11 protein-coding genes are annotated in these 16,985 nt (G+C 43.2%); 5 read left to right on the plus strand and 6 right to left on the minus strand.

Annotated elements, in window-relative coordinates; translation table 11 throughout:
- Window positions 1–133 precede the first annotated feature (133 nt).
- Window positions 134–2,296: a glycoside hydrolase family 31 protein gene (locus BM176_RS03585; protein WP_090099608.1), complete on the plus strand. Its 2,163-nt coding sequence runs from the start codon at window positions 134–136 to the stop codon at window positions 2,294–2,296.
- Complete coding sequence (locus tag BM176_RS03590; protein ID WP_090099609.1) at window positions 2,260–3,468, plus strand: alginate lyase family protein; 1,209 nt, start codon at window positions 2,260–2,262, stop codon at window positions 3,466–3,468. The genes BM176_RS03585 and BM176_RS03590 overlap by 37 nt, the downstream gene beginning before the upstream one ends.
- Window positions 3,469–3,701: 233 nt before the next feature.
- Here the strand turns inward: BM176_RS03590 and BM176_RS03595 are convergent, their stop codons facing one another.
- Window positions 3,702–5,831 (minus strand): elongation factor G, encoded by a 2,130-nt coding sequence (locus tag BM176_RS03595; RefSeq protein ID WP_090099611.1) that lies wholly within the window; start codon window positions 5,829–5,831, stop codon window positions 3,702–3,704.
- Between the two features lie 208 nt (window positions 5,832–6,039).
- Here BM176_RS03595 and BM176_RS03600 point away from each other — a divergent pair, with 208 nt between their 5' ends.
- From BM176_RS03600 to BM176_RS03610, 3 genes are all read left to right on the plus strand, one after another.
- The gene (locus tag BM176_RS03600; RefSeq protein WP_090099613.1) at window positions 6,040–7,818 is read left to right on the plus strand and encodes an ABC transporter ATP-binding protein; all 1,779 of its coding nucleotides are present in this window, start codon (window positions 6,040–6,042) and stop codon (window positions 7,816–7,818) included.
- A 72-nt stretch (window positions 7,819–7,890) separates the two neighbouring features.
- Complete coding sequence (locus BM176_RS03605; protein WP_090099615.1) at window positions 7,891–8,307, plus strand: DUF983 domain-containing protein; 417 nt, start codon at window positions 7,891–7,893, stop codon at window positions 8,305–8,307.
- 45 nt (window positions 8,308–8,352) lie between these two features.
- Window positions 8,353–8,835 (plus strand): hypothetical protein, encoded by a 483-nt coding sequence (locus BM176_RS03610; RefSeq protein ID WP_090099616.1) that lies wholly within the window; start codon window positions 8,353–8,355, stop codon window positions 8,833–8,835.
- Between the two features lie 96 nt (window positions 8,836–8,931).
- Here the strand turns inward: BM176_RS03610 and BM176_RS03615 are convergent, their stop codons facing one another.
- From BM176_RS03615 to BM176_RS03635, 5 genes are all read right to left on the minus strand, one after another.
- The gene (locus tag BM176_RS03615) at window positions 8,932–11,388 is read right to left on the minus strand and encodes a TonB-dependent receptor (protein WP_090099618.1); all 2,457 of its coding nucleotides are present in this window, start codon (window positions 11,386–11,388) and stop codon (window positions 8,932–8,934) included.
- A gap of 107 nt (window positions 11,389–11,495) precedes the next feature.
- A complete protein-coding gene (locus BM176_RS03620) occupies window positions 11,496–11,822 on the minus strand; it encodes a hypothetical protein (RefSeq protein WP_090099619.1) in 327 nt (108 codons plus the stop codon).
- 118 nt (window positions 11,823–11,940) lie between these two features.
- On the minus strand, window positions 11,941–13,521 hold the full coding sequence (locus BM176_RS03625) for a DUF1501 domain-containing protein (protein WP_090099621.1): 1,581 nt from the start codon (window positions 13,519–13,521) through the stop codon (window positions 11,941–11,943).
- A gap of 25 nt (window positions 13,522–13,546) precedes the next feature.
- Window positions 13,547–15,202 carry a DUF1800 domain-containing protein gene (locus BM176_RS03630; protein WP_090099623.1) on the minus strand — a complete coding sequence of 552 codons (1,656 nt, stop codon included), beginning with the start codon at window positions 15,200–15,202 and terminating at the stop codon, window positions 13,547–13,549.
- A 621-nt stretch (window positions 15,203–15,823) separates the two neighbouring features.
- Complete coding sequence (locus tag BM176_RS03635; protein WP_177230283.1) at window positions 15,824–16,570, minus strand: ester cyclase; 747 nt, start codon at window positions 16,568–16,570, stop codon at window positions 15,824–15,826.
- Window positions 16,571–16,985 lie beyond the last annotated feature (415 nt).

Below are 16,985 nucleotides of genomic sequence, written 5' to 3' on the forward strand. Positions count from 1 at the left end.
GGATTCCGTAAATTTATTTGCGCTAGCCAAGGCGTTTTCCATGTTGTCCTTATTGGTGCCATTACGACCCGTTTACCCGATAAATTTTAAACCAGAGAAAGAGAAATCATATACAATAATATAACACGTTATCATGCCAAATCTTAAGACAGGCTTATCATTATTATGCTATTTATTACTTTCCTCAGCCTTATCTGCACAGCAGACTCCGTGGAAGGAGGTTGCTCCGGGTGTATGGAAAACCGTTGTAGGTAGTCCCGAATCCTACGATCTGCTAAAAGCATCAGGCGCTGTTCCCGATACGGCTGCCTTAGGCAGAATGCAGCGGGTTGCTTTCCCTTTGTCTCAGAATGAGATCAGTACCACAACTGCAAATAATAAAACATCTCTGCGTTTCCCACTTACCCGGGAAGAGCAGTTGTTTGGATTTGGTCTTAATTTCCAGACTATTTATCAGCGCGGAAAGATACTTCAGTTACATGTAGACCACTATGGCGGCAGAGATAACGGGCGTACACACGCACCCGTGCCGTTTTATGTTTCGTCTAAAGGTTATGGTGTGTTTATAAACTCTGCACGTTATATTAATGTTTATGCCGGCTCAGGAGTGCGGAAAGACAGTAAGAACCCACCTCTGGAAAAAGACAGGAATAAAGACAAAAGCTGGAGTTCCAGACCCTATTCCGATGCTGTGGAAATCCAGGTACCTGCAAACGGGGTAGAAGTATATCTGTTTGCGGGACCTACTGCACTGGATGCAGTAAGGCGTTATAACCTTTTTAATGGCGGTGGTGCTCTCCCTCCTCGCTGGGGACTGGGTTTTACGCAGCGGGTGAAAACATTATATAACGCACAGGATGTAAAAGATGAGGCAGACAGTTTTCTTCTAAAAGGATATCCGCTTGATTATATAGGACTCGAGCCAGGATGGCAAAGCAAATCTTATCCCGGTACGTTTGAATGGGATACAACACGTTACCCGGAACCTGCAAAGTTTGTAAAGGAAATGCTTGATAAAAATATACGACTTAACTTATGGATTAATCCATATGTATCTAAGTCCGCTCCATTTTATAAAAGCATTACTCCCTACACGGGTTCTCATACAGTATGGGTAGGCGAAGTACCAGATTTCACGATGCCGGAAGCAAGAAAAATCTTCTTCGGACAGTTGCAGAAAGATCAGGTAGACATTGGTGTAAGCGGTTATAAAATAGATGAAGTAGACGGATATGATTATTACCTCTGGCCGGATATTGCCACATTCCCCTCAGGTAAAGATGGCGAACAAATGCGTCAGACTTATGGTCTGCTGGCGCAACGCTACAGTGAGGAAATGTACCGCGCAAGAAATCAGAGAACATATGGCCTGGTGCGGGCGTCAAATGCCGGGGCCAACTCTTTTCCTTATGTGATCTATAACGACTATTATAATCATGAAGATTTCATAACGGCCCTAATCAACAGCGGTTATGCAGGTGTATTGTGGACGCCCGAAGTACGGGTTTCGAAAACTGGTGAAGAATGGTTGCGCAGGTTTCAGACAGTAATTTTTTCTCCTATGGCCATGATCAATGCATGGTCAAGCGGAACAAAACCCTGGAGCTATCCTGAAGTAGCAGAACAGGTGAAGAAAATGGCGCTGCTGCGTATGCAGATGATACCGTATTGGTATTCCGAATTTGCAAAATATCATTTCGAGGGCACCCCTCCTTTCAGGGCCATGAACCTGGAAGAAGGGTTTGCACAGGATGTAAAGAAAGAGTCCGGCAATACCAGCCTTGAAGAAAACCCCTATGCAGAAGCAACAACTAAAGAAATAAAAGATCAGTATATGGCAGGCGAATACCTGCTGGTAGCGCCTCTTTTTACAGGACAGAAAACCCGGAAGGTAGTATTACCTAAAGGCAACTGGTACGATTTCTATACAGGTGAGCGAGTAGGAAACGGGGAAGTGATTACCATAACTCCCGGGCTGGATAAGATCCCGGTATATGTAAAAGATGGAGGCATTATACCAATTATGCCGCCTTTGCTCCATGCACCCGCTGCAGGAGAAAAAGTAGATCTTGAAATAAGGCACTTTGGCGAAAAGAATGGATTGTACAAACTTTATGACGACGATGGTGAAAGTTATAATTACGAAAAGGGTGAATACTCCTGGCGTGAAATAAAAGTTGAAAAAGATAAAAACGGAAAATGGAAAGGAACAATCTCCGCTGCCGTAAAAGGCAAGCCAAATACTATAAACAAAATAACATGGAAGTTTATGACAGAAGCAAGTCAGCCACGCTGACAATAGTTCTATCACTGTTTTTGTCGATCTCCTGTTCCGCTCAGTATTTTGGCAACAGTGCATCTGGTAGTTCCTCTCAAAAGGAGATTACCGCCGTTTTGCACGAACAGATTATTAAAGATGCTTTATGGGCTCTGGATCAGAAACCCATAACTGTTACGGCTCAGTCATCTGGCAGAAGTGCAGGAGGCAAACACGACTTCTTTTCCGAAGGCGACTACTGGTGGCCCAATCCCGCAAGTGCCGATAGTCCGTATATCCAGCGCGATGGCATGACAAACCCCGATAACTTTGTTGCTCACCGCCTGGCAATGATCAGGTTCAGCAGGATAATGGGTGCACTTTCTTCGGCTTATAAACTGACAGGAGACAAAAAATATATGAGGCATGCCATTGTTCATTGCCGTGCATGGTTTTTAGATACTGCTACCAGGATGAATCCTAATCTTTTATTTGCCCAGGCTATTAAAGGAAGACATACAGGAAGAGGGATAGGTATTATTGATACCATTCATTTTATGGAAGTTGTGCAAGGCCTGATGGCAATGAATGGAGTGGAAATTTACGATAAAGAAGCTATCGCCGGAATTAAAAGCTGGTTCGAACAATACCTGCAATGGCTTACCACCCATCAGTATGGTAAGGATGAAATGAATGCTGCCAACAATCATGGCACATGCTGGGTAATGCAGGTTTCCTGTTTTGCAAAGTTCACCGGCAATAAAAAGATAATGGATTTTTGCCGTGATCGTTATAAAAATGTGCTGCTTCCCAATCAGATGGCTGCTGATGGAAGCTTCCCACAGGAACTTAGAAGAACAAAGCCTTATGGTTATTCTATTTTTAACCTTGATGCTATGGCCACCGTTTGCCAGATCCTTTCAGATGATAAAGACAATCTGTGGACATATACCACTTCCGATGGAAGGTCTATGAAGAAAGGTATAGAATTCATGTATCCTTTTCTTGCCGATAAAAGCAAATGGCCTTTTAAAAACGATGTGATGTATTGGGATGAATGGCCGGTAGCTCAGCCTGCACTGGCTTTTGGAGCAATTGCTTATTCAAATGAGGACTGGCTTAATACCTGGAAGCGTTTAAAGCATTCGCCAACGGTAGAAGAAGTTATCAGAAATTTACCTGTTCGTAATCCACTTATCTGGATAAACTGATTATCCAAACGAAATTAAAATAACGGTTAGGGCAAAACCGCTGTGATGATAAAATTTCATTTAAAATAGCAACGGCTGTTCTCAATGCAGAACAGCCGTTGCTATTTGAGAATTACTGATCAAATAGAAATTAGAGGAAGAAACTAATTCGCTCCCTTTGTTAAAATGGACAGAAGCGAAAATATACAGCCACCTCATATTTGTAGAAGCTATACAGTTCATGAGCTCTACAATTATGCAGGCACTTCCTCCTTCTTATACTCTTCCGCCAGTTTCTTCTGCAATTCACCGGGCACAGGGGCATATTCTGCAAACACAGCTTTAATCTTTGCCTTCCCCTGGGTAACATTCCGCAGCGCAGCATATAATTTATCCAATTCTGCCTGCGGCGTACGGGCACGGATCACCTGATAGTTATTATGTGTATCCATCCCTGTTATAATGCTTCTCCGGGTTTGGAGTTCGCCCATGATGTCCCCCATCATGCTATCGGGGGCTGTAGTTTCCACATCAAACACGGGTTCCAGCAACTGGGGATCTGCCTGATGGAAGGCATCACGGAATGCCATCATACCAGCTATTTTGAAAGAAATATCGTTACTATCTACAGGGTGCATTTTACCGTCGTATACACTTACCCGTATGTCCCGCACATATGAACCGGTAAGTGGTCCTTCATGCATTTTTTCCATGATCCCTTTCAGGATGGAAGGCAGAAAACGGTTGTCAATAGCACCACCTACAATGCAATTATTGAATACCAGTTTACCTCCCCAGGCAAGATCTATTGTATCGGTATCGCGTATAGGGTAATCCTTTAATGGAGGCATGCCTTCATAATAAGGTTCTATCTTCATATATACTTCACCGAATTGTCCTGCTCCGCCGGACTGCTTCTTATGCCGGTATGTGGACATTGCCTGCTGGCGGATCGTTTCACGATAAGGGATTTTCGCAGGCAGGAACTCCACTGGCATTTTATAGATGTGTTCCAGTCGCCAGCGGATCAGCGCAAGGTGCAGTTCTCCCTGTGCATGCAGGATTACCTGCCGGAGTTCTTTGTTGTATTCTATTTCAAGGGTAGGATCTTCCATGTGAATTTCTGCCAGCACCTCTCCTAGTTTTTCATCATCCGACTTATTAACCACTTCTATGGCTACCCGCACTTTTGGAGGCGGAAATTCGATGCCGGCTATCTGTTTGCCAAATTGCTTATCACATAAAGTATGATTGGTAAATGTATTTTTCAGTTTAAGTGTACAACCGATATCGCCGGAGCGTAGCACTTCTACGGAGTTACGGTTCCTGCCATCTGCGATGAACAGCTGGTTGAGGCGTTCTGCGGTATTCCCTTTCTCATTGTACAATTCTATACCTGGTTTTATTTCGCCGGAAAGTACTTTAAAGAATGACAGGCGGCCGATATGTGGTTCCAATAATGTTTTGAAGACAAACAATACCGGAGGGCGGGCAGGATCGCAGGGAACAGGGTCACCTTCTTCTGTATGTTCCGGCGGCATCTCTATAGCAGCAGGCGCTACATTATCAATAAATCCCATCAGTCGGCCAGAGCCCATATTGTTCACCGCCGAAAGGCAGAATACCGGGAATACCTGGTGTTTCAGCATCCCTATTTTCAGTCCCTCCCTAAGTTCATCTTCATCCAGGTTCCCTTTCTCAAAATATTGTTCCATCAGGGTATCATCATTTTCTGCTGCTTTCTCCACCAGCTCATTATGCAGGCGTTCTGCAGTTTCCATTTCACTGTCTGGTATAGGCAACTTCTCCGGTTTGCCTCCGCCGGCAGGAAAACGGTACAAGGTCATTTTGAGGAGGTCGATCACACTGTTAAATCCGGGCCCCTGGTTTACAGGGTATTGCATGACGGTTACGGCGGACCCAAGAGTACGACGGGCATCTTCTACAGTAGATGTAAAGTTGGAAAATTCTGTATCCAGCTGATTAACAGCCAATATGGTGGGTTTCTGGTATTTATCTACATAATCCCATATCAGCTCTGTTCCCACTTCCACCCCATGTTGTGCATTCAATAGTAAAACGGCAGTATCGCAGACGCGGATGGCAGAAATTACTTCTCCGATAAAATCTTCCAGTCCGGGGGTATCAATAATATTGATTTTACAGTTTCGCCACTCTGTATGCAAACAGGTGGCGTATACCGAGCTTCCCCTTTCATGTTCAATTTCGTGGTAGTCCGAGACAGTATTACGTTCTTCTATTGTACCGCGGCGGGGAATAATACCAGCTTCAAATAACATTGTTTCGCACAGGGTCGTTTTACCGCTCTTGGCGGCACCCAATAGTACGATGTTCCTGATGTGTTTCTCATCATAGGTCTTCATAATAAAAAGATTAAGTATGTGACGGGCGGGGTAGCCGCATCGAGATTAAGTAAACGTGGAAATGCCGTTTTTGTGAACTCTGCCGGTGCGAAAATAGCTGTGTAACCGATTCTTCCTATTAAGTTACTTCATTTTTCTGAGTACTGAATCAATATAATATGTTGCAACATCAACTTAATGTACCTTTGCAACCTAGATTGTTTTAAGCATGAAATTGTTTTTGCATTATTTGAAAAGTTACAGGTGGCTAATTGTACTCGCACTGTTGCTTGCCACCGTTAACCAGGTGTTTTCTTTACTGGATCCATACATCTTCGGTAAGATCATTGATCTTTTTGCTTCGCATCCGCATAACACCGGGAAAGGTATACCACGTCCGCAATCGGAGTATATTAACGGGGTGATGTGGTTATTACTGGCTTCTATTGGCGTAGCCATGGTATCGCGTATTGCCAAAGCCTTCCAGGATTATTTCGTGAATGTGATCATTCAGAAATTCGGGGCAAAGGTATACACCGATGGATTACGCCATTCATTACGGCTCCCTTATCAACAGTTTGAAGATCAAAGGAGTGGAGAAACGCTGGCGGTCCTTCAGAAGGTAAGGATTGACTGTGAGAAGTTCATCACCTCTTTTGTGAACGTACTGTTTGTAGCAATGGTAGGGGTAGTATTCGTGATGGTCTATGCATTCCGCGTACACTGGAGCCTGGTATTTGTATACTTCGGCGGATGTCTGTTATTGGGCTGGCTGATGAATGTACTTAGCCGGAAGATCAAAACGATCCAGAAAACGATCGTAAAGGAAACCACCATGCTGGCAGGTGCCACTACGGAGTCCCTGCGTAATATTGAACTGGTAAAAAGCCTGGGGCTCACCAACCAGGAAATCCGCCGGCTCAATTCCACTACTATCCGCATCCTGATGCTGGAACTAAAAAAGGTAAGGAGCATCCGCAGTATCAGCTTTGTACAGGGAACTTTTGTGAACTTCCTCCGGCAGGTAATCCTGTTTATGCTGTTGTACCTGATTTATAAGGATACAGTAACTGTAGGACAGCTCTTCACGCTCCAGTTGTATTCCTTCTTTATATTCGGTCCCTTACAGGAGCTGGGCAATATCATCCTCTCTTACCGTGAGGCACAGGTATCCCTGCTGAATTTTGAAGGGATTCTGAATACGCCGGTAGAAGAAATGCCGGTAAATCCGGTGCAGATCAACCAGATAGATACCCTCACATTTGAGCATGTAGGATTCAAACATCTGACTGCTGCTACCAAAGCATTGGAAAATATCAGCTTTAAAGTTAATGTTGGCGAAACAGTGGCCTTTGTAGGACCATCCGGCTCCGGTAAAACCACCCTTGTAAAACTGCTCGTGGGTTTATATTCCCCACAGGAAGGACAGATCGATTACAATGGTGTAAGCAGCACTCAGATAGATATTGAAGAATTACGCTACCAGATTGGATTTGTAACACAGGATACACAACTCTTTTCCGGTAGTATCAAAGAGAATATGCTATTTGTGAATCCGCGCGCTACAGACGATGAGATCCTGCAAGCGCTGAAACAGGCCAGCTGTGACTCCCTGCTGGATAGAGCCGATAAAGGACTTGATTCCATGATCGGTGAAGGCGGGATTAAGATATCCGGTGGAGAGAAACAACGTTTGTCTATTGCCAGGGCATTGCTGCGTCGCCCGCGGTTGCTGGTATTTGATGAGGCCACTTCTGCGCTGGACTCTATCACAGAAGAAGCAATTTCCACTACTGTAAGACAAGTGACGGCCAGCCGTGAACATATCACTGTAATGATTGCACACCGGTTGTCTACCATTATGCATGCAGACCGTATATACGTACTTGAAAAAGGACGTATCATTGAAACAGGAACTCATGCCAACCTGCTGTCGGAAAAAGGATTGTATTATGCGATGTGGAGACAGCAGATAGGGGAACGTTACTCTACATCAGGAGTTAGCTAAAAAGTAGGATAAATTTTTATTTGAAGAGCCTGTATAATCACTATACAGGCTTTTTAAATTTATCTTTGCGCTATGAGTAAAAAGCGACCGAATTATCTCCTGAGCCTATTAGGTATGAAATGCCCACATTGCCGTAAAGGTCACATGTACAATACCAAAAACCCTTTTCACTGGCGCTTATCGAAGATTTTTGACATGCCTGAACGTTGCCCCGTTTGTGCACAGAAGTTTGAACTGGAAGCCGGCTTCTGGTTTGGTACCGGTTATGTGAGTTATGCTTTAAGTGTAGCTCTTTCTGTAGCTACGCTTGTTGCTTATTGGGTGCTAATTGGTATCTCCTGGCAGGATAACAGTATTTTTATCTGGCTGGGGGTGAACGGCTTTTTGCTGGTAGTTTTACAACCCTGGCTGATGCGCATTAGCAGAGTAATCTACCTCTACTTCTTTGTATATTATGATGAGAGTACAGCAGATCTCCCGGAAAAATAATATTCATTGCACGACTTTTGTAATACTCCCTGCAAAAGATCTATCATGCAACGATCACTCATATTGTACATTCTGGCAACTACATTGCTGACCAGCTGTGTATCATCTGCCTCACAGGAAAGCTCCGCCGACAGCTCCAGTGTAATAACCGGTGCCAGGAACGAAGCCGTTAAACAAATAGGCGCAGATACTACGTCTTTAGTTTCGGATTCAACTACTCTCAGGCCACAGGCTGGCCCCTACTCGCCTGAATGTTATAAGGCGATTACTGATATTGTGTTAAGCTCCAGTTTTAAATCTGATGATGCTAAAAAGGAAAATATCAAAGTGAGGATAGACAGGCAGATAAACAGTAAACTCATTATACAACTCTTTGCCAGCGAAAAAGACCATGAATCCACCCTGGGATGGTTAAGACTGGATAAGGCTAATGAGAAACTGGAAGATATCACAATAGATCCGGACAAACCGGTATTACTTGATTATGATAAGACTTTAATAAGTGCATTAAGACAACATTGCCCGTAAAAAAATATCAATAAAAACACCGACTCCGTAGACTCCCTGTTTATAATATTTAACAGAAGAATCTACGGAGCCGGATTTTATACATGTCCCCCTTAATTACTTAAAATCTATTGGTATTGTTACTTTCACGCTGAAATTCCTCCCCATATTGAATACTCCATTACGACCAGTCACTTCATTTTCAGGACCATATTTCAAACGGCTCAGGTGATTCTGGTAGGCCACATCAGTGATGTTATTGGCAGCCAGGTGTAAAGAGAATAATACTTTATTGTTTTTGTTTACAAAGTCAGTCCCCAATCCTGCATTAAACAAAGTATAACCAGGTGTGGCAGTTTCTGTCTGATAAGCATAGAATACATCATTCTGCGCAAAGGTTTTATCCATTTCGATGCCGATGTAGGCATTCTGCATAACACCTCCTACCTTTTTAAATTTCCCTTTCAGTTCTGATAACCAGCGACCAGCAGGAATATTAGGCAGATATTTAGTAGAGTCGGTGGCATTGGGAGAGATTGCCTTTACATAAGAAACTGTGTTCTCAAAATGCAGCCAGTCGATCGGATGCGGATGAATATCCAGTGTAAATTCGCCACCATACAAGTTAGCGGTGCTCTGCTGATATTTGAAAGCGCTATATCCTTCACTATTATCTACGGTAGGAATGGAATCATTACCCGCAGCATTCTGCAATTTACGACTGTAGATGAAGTTGGATATATGATTATAGAATACACTGGCAGCTACCGATACATGTTCTGAATTAAAATCCACACCGGCATCTCCCTGCGTACTTACTTCGGGTTTCAGATCATTATTGCCGTACTCATACTTGATGGTTCCTTCATGTACCCCATTGGCAGCCAGTTCGGAAATATTAGGAGCCCTAAAACCACGTGCAGCATTCAGTTTCAATGTAACCTTATCACTGGCAGCATAACTGAATCCAACACTCCCGGAAATGTTAGAGAAGTTTTTATCGAGACTGCTGAATTTAGTTTCACCACCTGTACCTACGGGTTTGCCATCATCATCCAGAGAAAGTGATTTTGTTTTCATAGAACGGTTATCGAACCGCAGTCCACCACTCAGAGTAAGTTTATTAAATGTTTTACTGGTAACCGCAAACACACCTGCATCAAACAAGTCATAAGCAGGAATCAGGAATTCCTTACTGGAAGAAATATCGTTATGCTGCTGCATACCATTTACGCCAATGGTTGTTTGCCAGCCCTTCATTTCCGGAAGGAAATATTTCAATCCGTAATTGAACGTATTTAATTTCAGGTATAACCCTGCCTCATTGGGGCTTAATACATCTTCAAATTCCTGACGACGGTTCCACTGGTAACCCAGAGTTAATGCAAGACGTCCCCCATTATTCAGATAAAGATTATTATCCCATACCAATTTCTGGTGATTGATCTGCTGACGGGGTAAGCCTAAGCTGTAAGATTTGAAATCGCTATTGGTAGCTACGGCTTCATCTTCTGTACCATTGTTATTAACTGGTTTAATAAATTTGCCTTCTGCATTACGTTCTCCTTCTACAATACCGAGGTGCTGATTAAAAGAAGTAAAACTCAGGCTGGAAGATCCCCAGCTTTTATTAAGACCGATTGCAGCTCCAAAATTGGTGTTATTAAATCCGGAGCCATACACATAACCGTCGTATTTATTCTGATAGTCGTGCGCCCATTTCTGAGTACCATATACACTCCAGTTAAAACCGTTCTGGTTACCGGCGATATCAGCGTGATAAGCGATCTGACCGTTATTGGAGAGATAGTTAGCGGCCACATTTCCTTTGATATGACCAAGTGGCACCGGACCAGGCGGCACGATATTCACCACACCTGCCAGTGCATCAGAACCGTATACCAGTGAAGCGGGACCCTTCAGCACTTCCACTTTGCTGACGTTATAATCATCCACCTCAATACCATGTTCATCCCCCCATTGCTGTCCTTCCTGGCGAATGTCATTACTTACAACCACTACGCGGTTGTAACCTAATCCGCGAATGAAAGGTTTGGAGATAGCCGGACCTGTAGTCAGCTGACTAACACCCGGTAATTTAGCGATAGCATCTATGATATTGGTGGAGATATTGGCATCAAGATAATCCCTTCTTACAATACTTACTGGTGTAGGTGTTTGTTTTAAGGTAGTAGCCATGCTCACACCGGTAATTACGACTTCATTCTTTTCTATCAGTGTTTCGGACAGATAGATATCGAGAGTTGTAGAACCATTGATCTGAGCAGCCTGCGTAAAAGCAGCATACCCGATATAATGAGCTTCTACAAGGTATCTTCCTTTTGGCAGGTTTTTGATGGTGTAATGGCCCTGTGCATCAGCCGAAGCACCTACATGAAGATCCGGCAGGTAAATAGTAGCGCCGGGTAATGGGGTGTTTGATGATTTATCCCTAACGGTTCCGCTTAATGTATTATCGGCAATTTCGTCCGGTATGTTTAAAGCAGATGCCGCTGGCAATACCAGCATCAATACGGCGATTGCTCCTAATATAGAGACACGTAAATAGTGCATAAAAAGTCTTATTTATATTTTTTGTGCGGACTGGCATCATGTCCGCTGTACGCGAATAATTAAAAAGCAGGTATAGCCTGCTCCGGAAAGAGTAAATGGGTAGAGGTTTATGCGACAGGAGGTGCGCGGAGCGATAATGCCCTGAATGGAATATACCTGACAACAGGCATAAATGGTGAAGCGTAATTCCAGATGATATGCTGTACGGATACCTGGTAGAAAGCGGTTACGTGTTCGTAAGGTTCCGGTTCTATCTGGAGGTAAGCACAATGCTGGTGTTTAGCTGAAAACGCGGTGATATCATGAGATATGGTAGTATCTTTTGTATCATGATGTTCCAGGAACTGGTGAATAAACTCCCTGGGGATAGTATTAAATGTAAATACACCCAGGAGCGTGACCGCCAATATTTTATATAGAAAGTTCTTCTTCACCAGTTATTAAGACGAAGACAAAGGTAAGAAAATTAACTTATTTGCAACAATGTTGAAAAAAGGAAACTCCCGGTAAAGCAATTCACTTCACCGGGAGTTTCTTTATAATTATATTTTCTTACTTCACTTTTAACATAGTTCTTACCTGTTGGTAAGGACCATTCTGCAAACGGGCATAATAAGTACCAGTAGCCAGTTGTTGTGCATCAAATGAAAGAGTGTATTCTCCGGCTGCCAGGATCTTATTTACAGGTACGCCGATAAGGCGGCCCATGGTATCAAAGATCTGGATCATAGTATGTCCGCCTTTGCTTTTATATTTCAATGTTGTAGAATCAGCAAAAGGATTCGGATAGTTGGTGATCAGATTCTTGCTGCCGTTGTTAACATCATCGATAGCAGTGATCGTACCGCACGCGATGCCATTTACGATAGGCAGGCGCTGGTAATCTTTCAGCAGAATGGTTTGCAGGGTGGTGTTATCCACACAGAACCATTGTTCCAGCAGGGATGCATATACGGAACGGAAATCGTACTGCATAGGCATGTTATCGTTCACTGAAGTAGCATCCGGGATGGTGGGTGAGGCACCCAGTACCCCCTGGAGTACATAATCTCCAAAAATGATCATAGGAGCAGCAGCACCGTGGTCGGTACCCATACTACCATTTGATTTTATACGGCGGCCGAATTCTGAGAAGGTCATACCGGTAACGCGGCGGGACACTTTCAGACCGGTAAGGTCATCCATAAATGCTTTAACGGCAGAAGACACACGTCCCAGCAGTTCTGCGTGATAACCGGTAGTGTTATCTCCACCTTGAGTCTGACTGGCATGCGTATCAAAATAACCGATGCTTACCATATAGAGGCGGGTTTTTAAACCACCGGCAATAAGGCGGGCAACTATTTTGAGCTGGTCTGCCAGGCCATTATGATCCGGATAAGCACCCTGGGCAGTCACCTTAGATGCAGCCGCTTTGATAGCATCTGCAAACTTGTTGGTTTGCCGGGCTATAGTACGGATATATTCCAGTTCTATCCCCGCGTGTGTATTAGGCACGGGGTCCTGCACACCATCTATCAGATTATAAAAGTCTGTAGAGCTGGTGATAGCAATACCCATGTTGGCATCAGGTCCCTGGAAAGCCGGGGATACGATAGAGCCTATCTGGATAGCCAGCGGATCTGTCTCCTTATCATTAGGATAATTATCCGGGAAATCGGGGTGATCTGTAGCCAGGTAACGGCCAGCCCAACCGGTCTGTAATACCTGGTTGGAATCGGAACCCGTTAACCATATATCTGTAGCACGGAAATGCGAATAATCCGGTGAAGGATAGCCCACACTTTGTACGATGCACACTTTTCCATCATCATACAATTCCTGGATACCTTTCATCGCTGGATGAAGGCCTGTTTTAATATTATTGATCAGTGGCAGTACCTTGCCTTCAGGGATGGCAATATTGGTACGGGCTGCCTGGTATTTATCGTATACATCCAACGGAACAACCATGTTCAATCCATCATTACCACCAGCAAGCTGGATCATGACGAGCACATGGTCATTATCTGCAGCAGCTTCCAGAGCAGCCAGCAGCGACGATGAACCAAAAGCTTTTACGGCAAACCCATTTATGAATGTGGGTAGTACGGCGGCCGGTGCGGTATATTTAAGAAAGTCTCTGCGTTTCATAGTAATAGTATAGGTCTTTCTAAGATCAGGCTAATTGATATTCAGACAGGTCCATAATGTACTTATAGAGCGTTTGCAAGCGGCTTTCTATGATCTGTTGATAGCTAGCATTGCCGGGATTGGATTTATAATCATTCCAGGCATCAGTCCAGTAATAGTCGCTGTCCGGATTCTGTCCGCTGAGTAATATGGTATTTTTAAGCCAGCTACGTGTAGCATCAGATACATCTATACGATACAGAATATCGAGAGAATCTTTTACAAGTGCAACAGGATCTGAAGGTGCAGAGAGTTGATCTGCAAAGGCCAGTACATCAATTTTGAGGCCTTCAAAACCGCCGGCGCTAACTAGGCTGTCGCTTAACCGGTTACGTTTAGGCAGTGTATCGGTATTGATCCACAATTCATGAAATTGCGGTTCCTGGTAGTAAGCATCCCAACCGGCAACAGTAGGCGGTTGTCCGATGTCCTGCAGCATTTTCGCCATATAGTCACGCATGGTATCCCAGGCGGTATAGGCATCCATGTAGGCAGTCGGGAACTTAACACCAAATTCACGGCACATACCCACAGTAAAGTCTACCGGACTTTTAATCAGGCAGGACATATTTAACGGATCATAAAAATGTTCGCTTTTAAATAATGCCCTCAGTACAGGAGCGATTTCAAAACCACTATTACGGAAAATGTCTGCCAGTGGAGAAATCACATTCGTTTCTACCGCATCATCTATCAGATAGTATACGAAGAAGCGGTATAATTTCCGGCAGATATGTTTTGCCACTTCATTGGCGGAAAAGATAATATCCAGCAGTGAGTCCAGCTCAGTAGCACCAGCCGGCCCTGTTTGACCGGAAACCTTTTTATTCAGATAGAAGTCTGAGAATTCTTTATTGGTAATTTCGTGTTGTGTAGTGTCAAAGTAGCTGGTCATTGTAACAGGATCCACTCTGAAACCGGTTAGCACGCGCGCTGCAGCTCTTACATCCTCCTCTGTATAATGAGAACCAGATCCTTTCCCTACAGTAAACAATTCCTGCAACTCACGGGCATAGTTTTCATCTGCCACCTCTTTACCATTCAGATTACCATTCAGGTAAATCAACATAGCAGGATCCAGGGTAACCGCTTTCACCAATGCCTTGAAATTACCCAGGCCATTTGCACGAAACATGTTATTGTACCTATATAGAAGACGGGCATCAAGCACCTTATCTGCTTCTGTTGAGAAGTGGTTATTCCAGAAGAGTACCATTTTTTCCTGGATACTTCTACCCTGTGACAGCATTACGCTTAACCACCATGCCTGGTAGGTAGGGCGTCTCATTTTATCCAGATCAAGATCATCTGTTGCTGCAGGTGGCGGAGCTGAATTTACCCAGGTAGCTCCTGGAGCAATCCCCGTAATATCATCACCATAAGTATTTAAAGGAGAGGTAGATACTGTTGTTATAGTTGTTAACAGCGCTTCTACTGCCTGGTCCATTCCGAGTCCTTTGCACCATGCCACGTCTGCAGGAGTAGCCCCAAACATAGTACGTTTAAGCAAATGTACAGCCTGACCAGTATCAAATGTACCGGTATAAGCTCCAACACCGGAATCAGTACGGCCACCGGTAATATTCGCTTTCACCGCTTTCTGGCGCTGAGGAGATAGCGTAAGGAATTGTCTGCGATCCATAAAAATGATATGGTTATATAATTATTGGGATAAATTAAAGATAATATAGGCTTTCACACAGGTCCCCAAAAGTTCCAGGTACCAAATTAATAAAAAGTTTAATTTATTGGAATTATTTTATTGGTAAAAGGGGGTATGTAAACGTAGTTAACCTGGAGAATTTAATTAAAAGCATGATTATCAACACAAAGTACAAGAAAAATTCATTCCCGCCATCCTGGTAATCTGATACCGGAAAGTGATGTAACCCGGATCCTGGATCAACGAATCCCCTCTGTAAACTTCAAACAGGATTATTTAACCAGGAAGTGACATTGACTGTACAGATGTTTCTATATGCTTATAAGCTGCTAGGCCTCTTCCTATAAGGTTCTACCTAGGTTTATATAAGCTTAGCTTATAGGAACCTTATAAGAAGGTTATAGGAAGGTAGGTAGCAGCTTATAAGAAAAGAGGATTTATACAGTACCATAACAGGTTTCAGGGTGATGAAAAGGCGAAAAACGGGGTATTTGAGGCAAAAAGAGGGAGTATGACCATCTCCCTCTTTCTTATTAAATGATTATGTATAGAATTTAATACCGGAACAATCTTAGCCGAAAGTAGTCAGGCCTTAAGATCCTAATAGTCATCCAGTTTTGAGTAAACACCTCTGTCAGCAATAACATTTAATCTTTTCAACATTGCTGGCATATCAACTCCCTGTTTTTTATATTCTGCCTGTACCGCTTCTTTTGCTTTATTTAATGCAGCTGCATTTTCCCATAAGGCGACAGTAATACAAATCAGATTCCCATTCTCATCTGTACGCTCATATGCAGCATCTTCAATAAATCCGGGTAACTGTTTAATGAAGTTCCGGTTAATACGTACCCTTTCATAAAACTCATTCTTCGCATTGGCGGGCACCAGGAACTTATCAATGAAGCGAACATTGTCCTTACCTGATTTCCTGGCTAACAAGGTTAAATCAAGTGGTAATACCTCTAACTCCTGTTGGAACCCTAAACGGTCTGTCAGAATATACGTATCCGTTACTTTACCATCATTCAATTCATAAATACCAATTCCATCATTTGTAATCAGTTTACCTGTTGCCGCAATATTTCTAAATGACGCAGTATGAGTGCCATGTAACTTCCATCTTACAACTACCTTATTTCCTTCACCGATCAGGTCCTTTATTTCCCACTGCATATCTGGAAAAGCCTTTATAAGTGGAGTAACATTTTCTTCAAATCCGGCGGCGCCTTTCTTCCCCTGAACACCTATATAATCTTCAGATATGAAATCGCTGAGTAAGGCCATGTTTCTCTTATTCAGAGATTCTTCATACAGTTTCCGTATTACTTCTTTGTTTCTTTCCATGTTAGATTTATTATTAGTTAATTGGGCATCAGAGATCACGGGGATCATTAGAATAGCTAATATCAGAATTGATTTCATTGTTTTTTTTTACAAAAGTAGCTATGGCTCAAAAGGGAGGATTGTAAAAAATCATTGATCTTTTATGGGAACAATAACGTCCAGATATAGATAAACAGAATTCATCTGAAAATTTGGAAAATCTGAATTTTATTGCTAATCTTGTTTCATTGCCAACCATGTGGCAGCCCGGCCTGTGGGATGTTATAGTATTTGTGCCTGACTCGGTATAAATCCATGGAATATCGTTGACCTGTTTACCAGTAAATAACTTTTATATCCCGTTTATTGCCATCCTGAAGGAGTTTGACTATGCTGATGTAATCATTAAATAATAGGGATTGGGGCTTGGGACAGG

Source organism: Chitinophaga sp. CF118, assembly GCF_900112615.1.
Lineage (GTDB): Bacteria > Bacteroidota > Bacteroidia > Chitinophagales > Chitinophagaceae > Chitinophaga.

What these genes read in the sequence shown, in the direction of transcription:
- BM176_RS03585 (WP_090099608.1), top strand. Translation starts at nt 134, where the DNA reads ATGCCAAATCTTAAGACAGGCTTATCATTATTATGCTATTTATTACTT.
- BM176_RS03590 (WP_090099609.1), top strand. Translation starts at nt 2,260, where the DNA reads ATGGAAGTTTATGACAGAAGCAAGTCAGCCACGCTGACAATAGTTCTA.
- BM176_RS03595 (WP_090099611.1), bottom strand. Translation starts at nt 5,831, where the DNA reads ATGAAGACCTATGATGAGAAACACATCAGGAACATCGTACTATTGGGT.
- BM176_RS03600 (WP_090099613.1), top strand. Translation starts at nt 6,040, where the DNA reads ATGAAATTGTTTTTGCATTATTTGAAAAGTTACAGGTGGCTAATTGTA.
- BM176_RS03605 (WP_090099615.1), top strand. Translation starts at nt 7,891, where the DNA reads ATGAGTAAAAAGCGACCGAATTATCTCCTGAGCCTATTAGGTATGAAA.
- BM176_RS03610 (WP_090099616.1), top strand. Translation starts at nt 8,353, where the DNA reads ATGCAACGATCACTCATATTGTACATTCTGGCAACTACATTGCTGACC.
- BM176_RS03615 (WP_090099618.1), bottom strand. Translation starts at nt 11,388, where the DNA reads ATGCACTATTTACGTGTCTCTATATTAGGAGCAATCGCCGTATTGATG.
- BM176_RS03625 (WP_090099621.1), bottom strand. Translation starts at nt 13,521, where the DNA reads ATGAAACGCAGAGACTTTCTTAAATATACCGCACCGGCCGCCGTACTA.
- BM176_RS03630 (WP_090099623.1), bottom strand. Translation starts at nt 15,202, where the DNA reads ATGGATCGCAGACAATTCCTTACGCTATCTCCTCAGCGCCAGAAAGCG.
- BM176_RS03635 (WP_177230283.1), bottom strand. Translation starts at nt 16,570, where the DNA reads ATGGAAAGAAACAAAGAAGTAATACGGAAACTGTATGAAGAATCTCTG.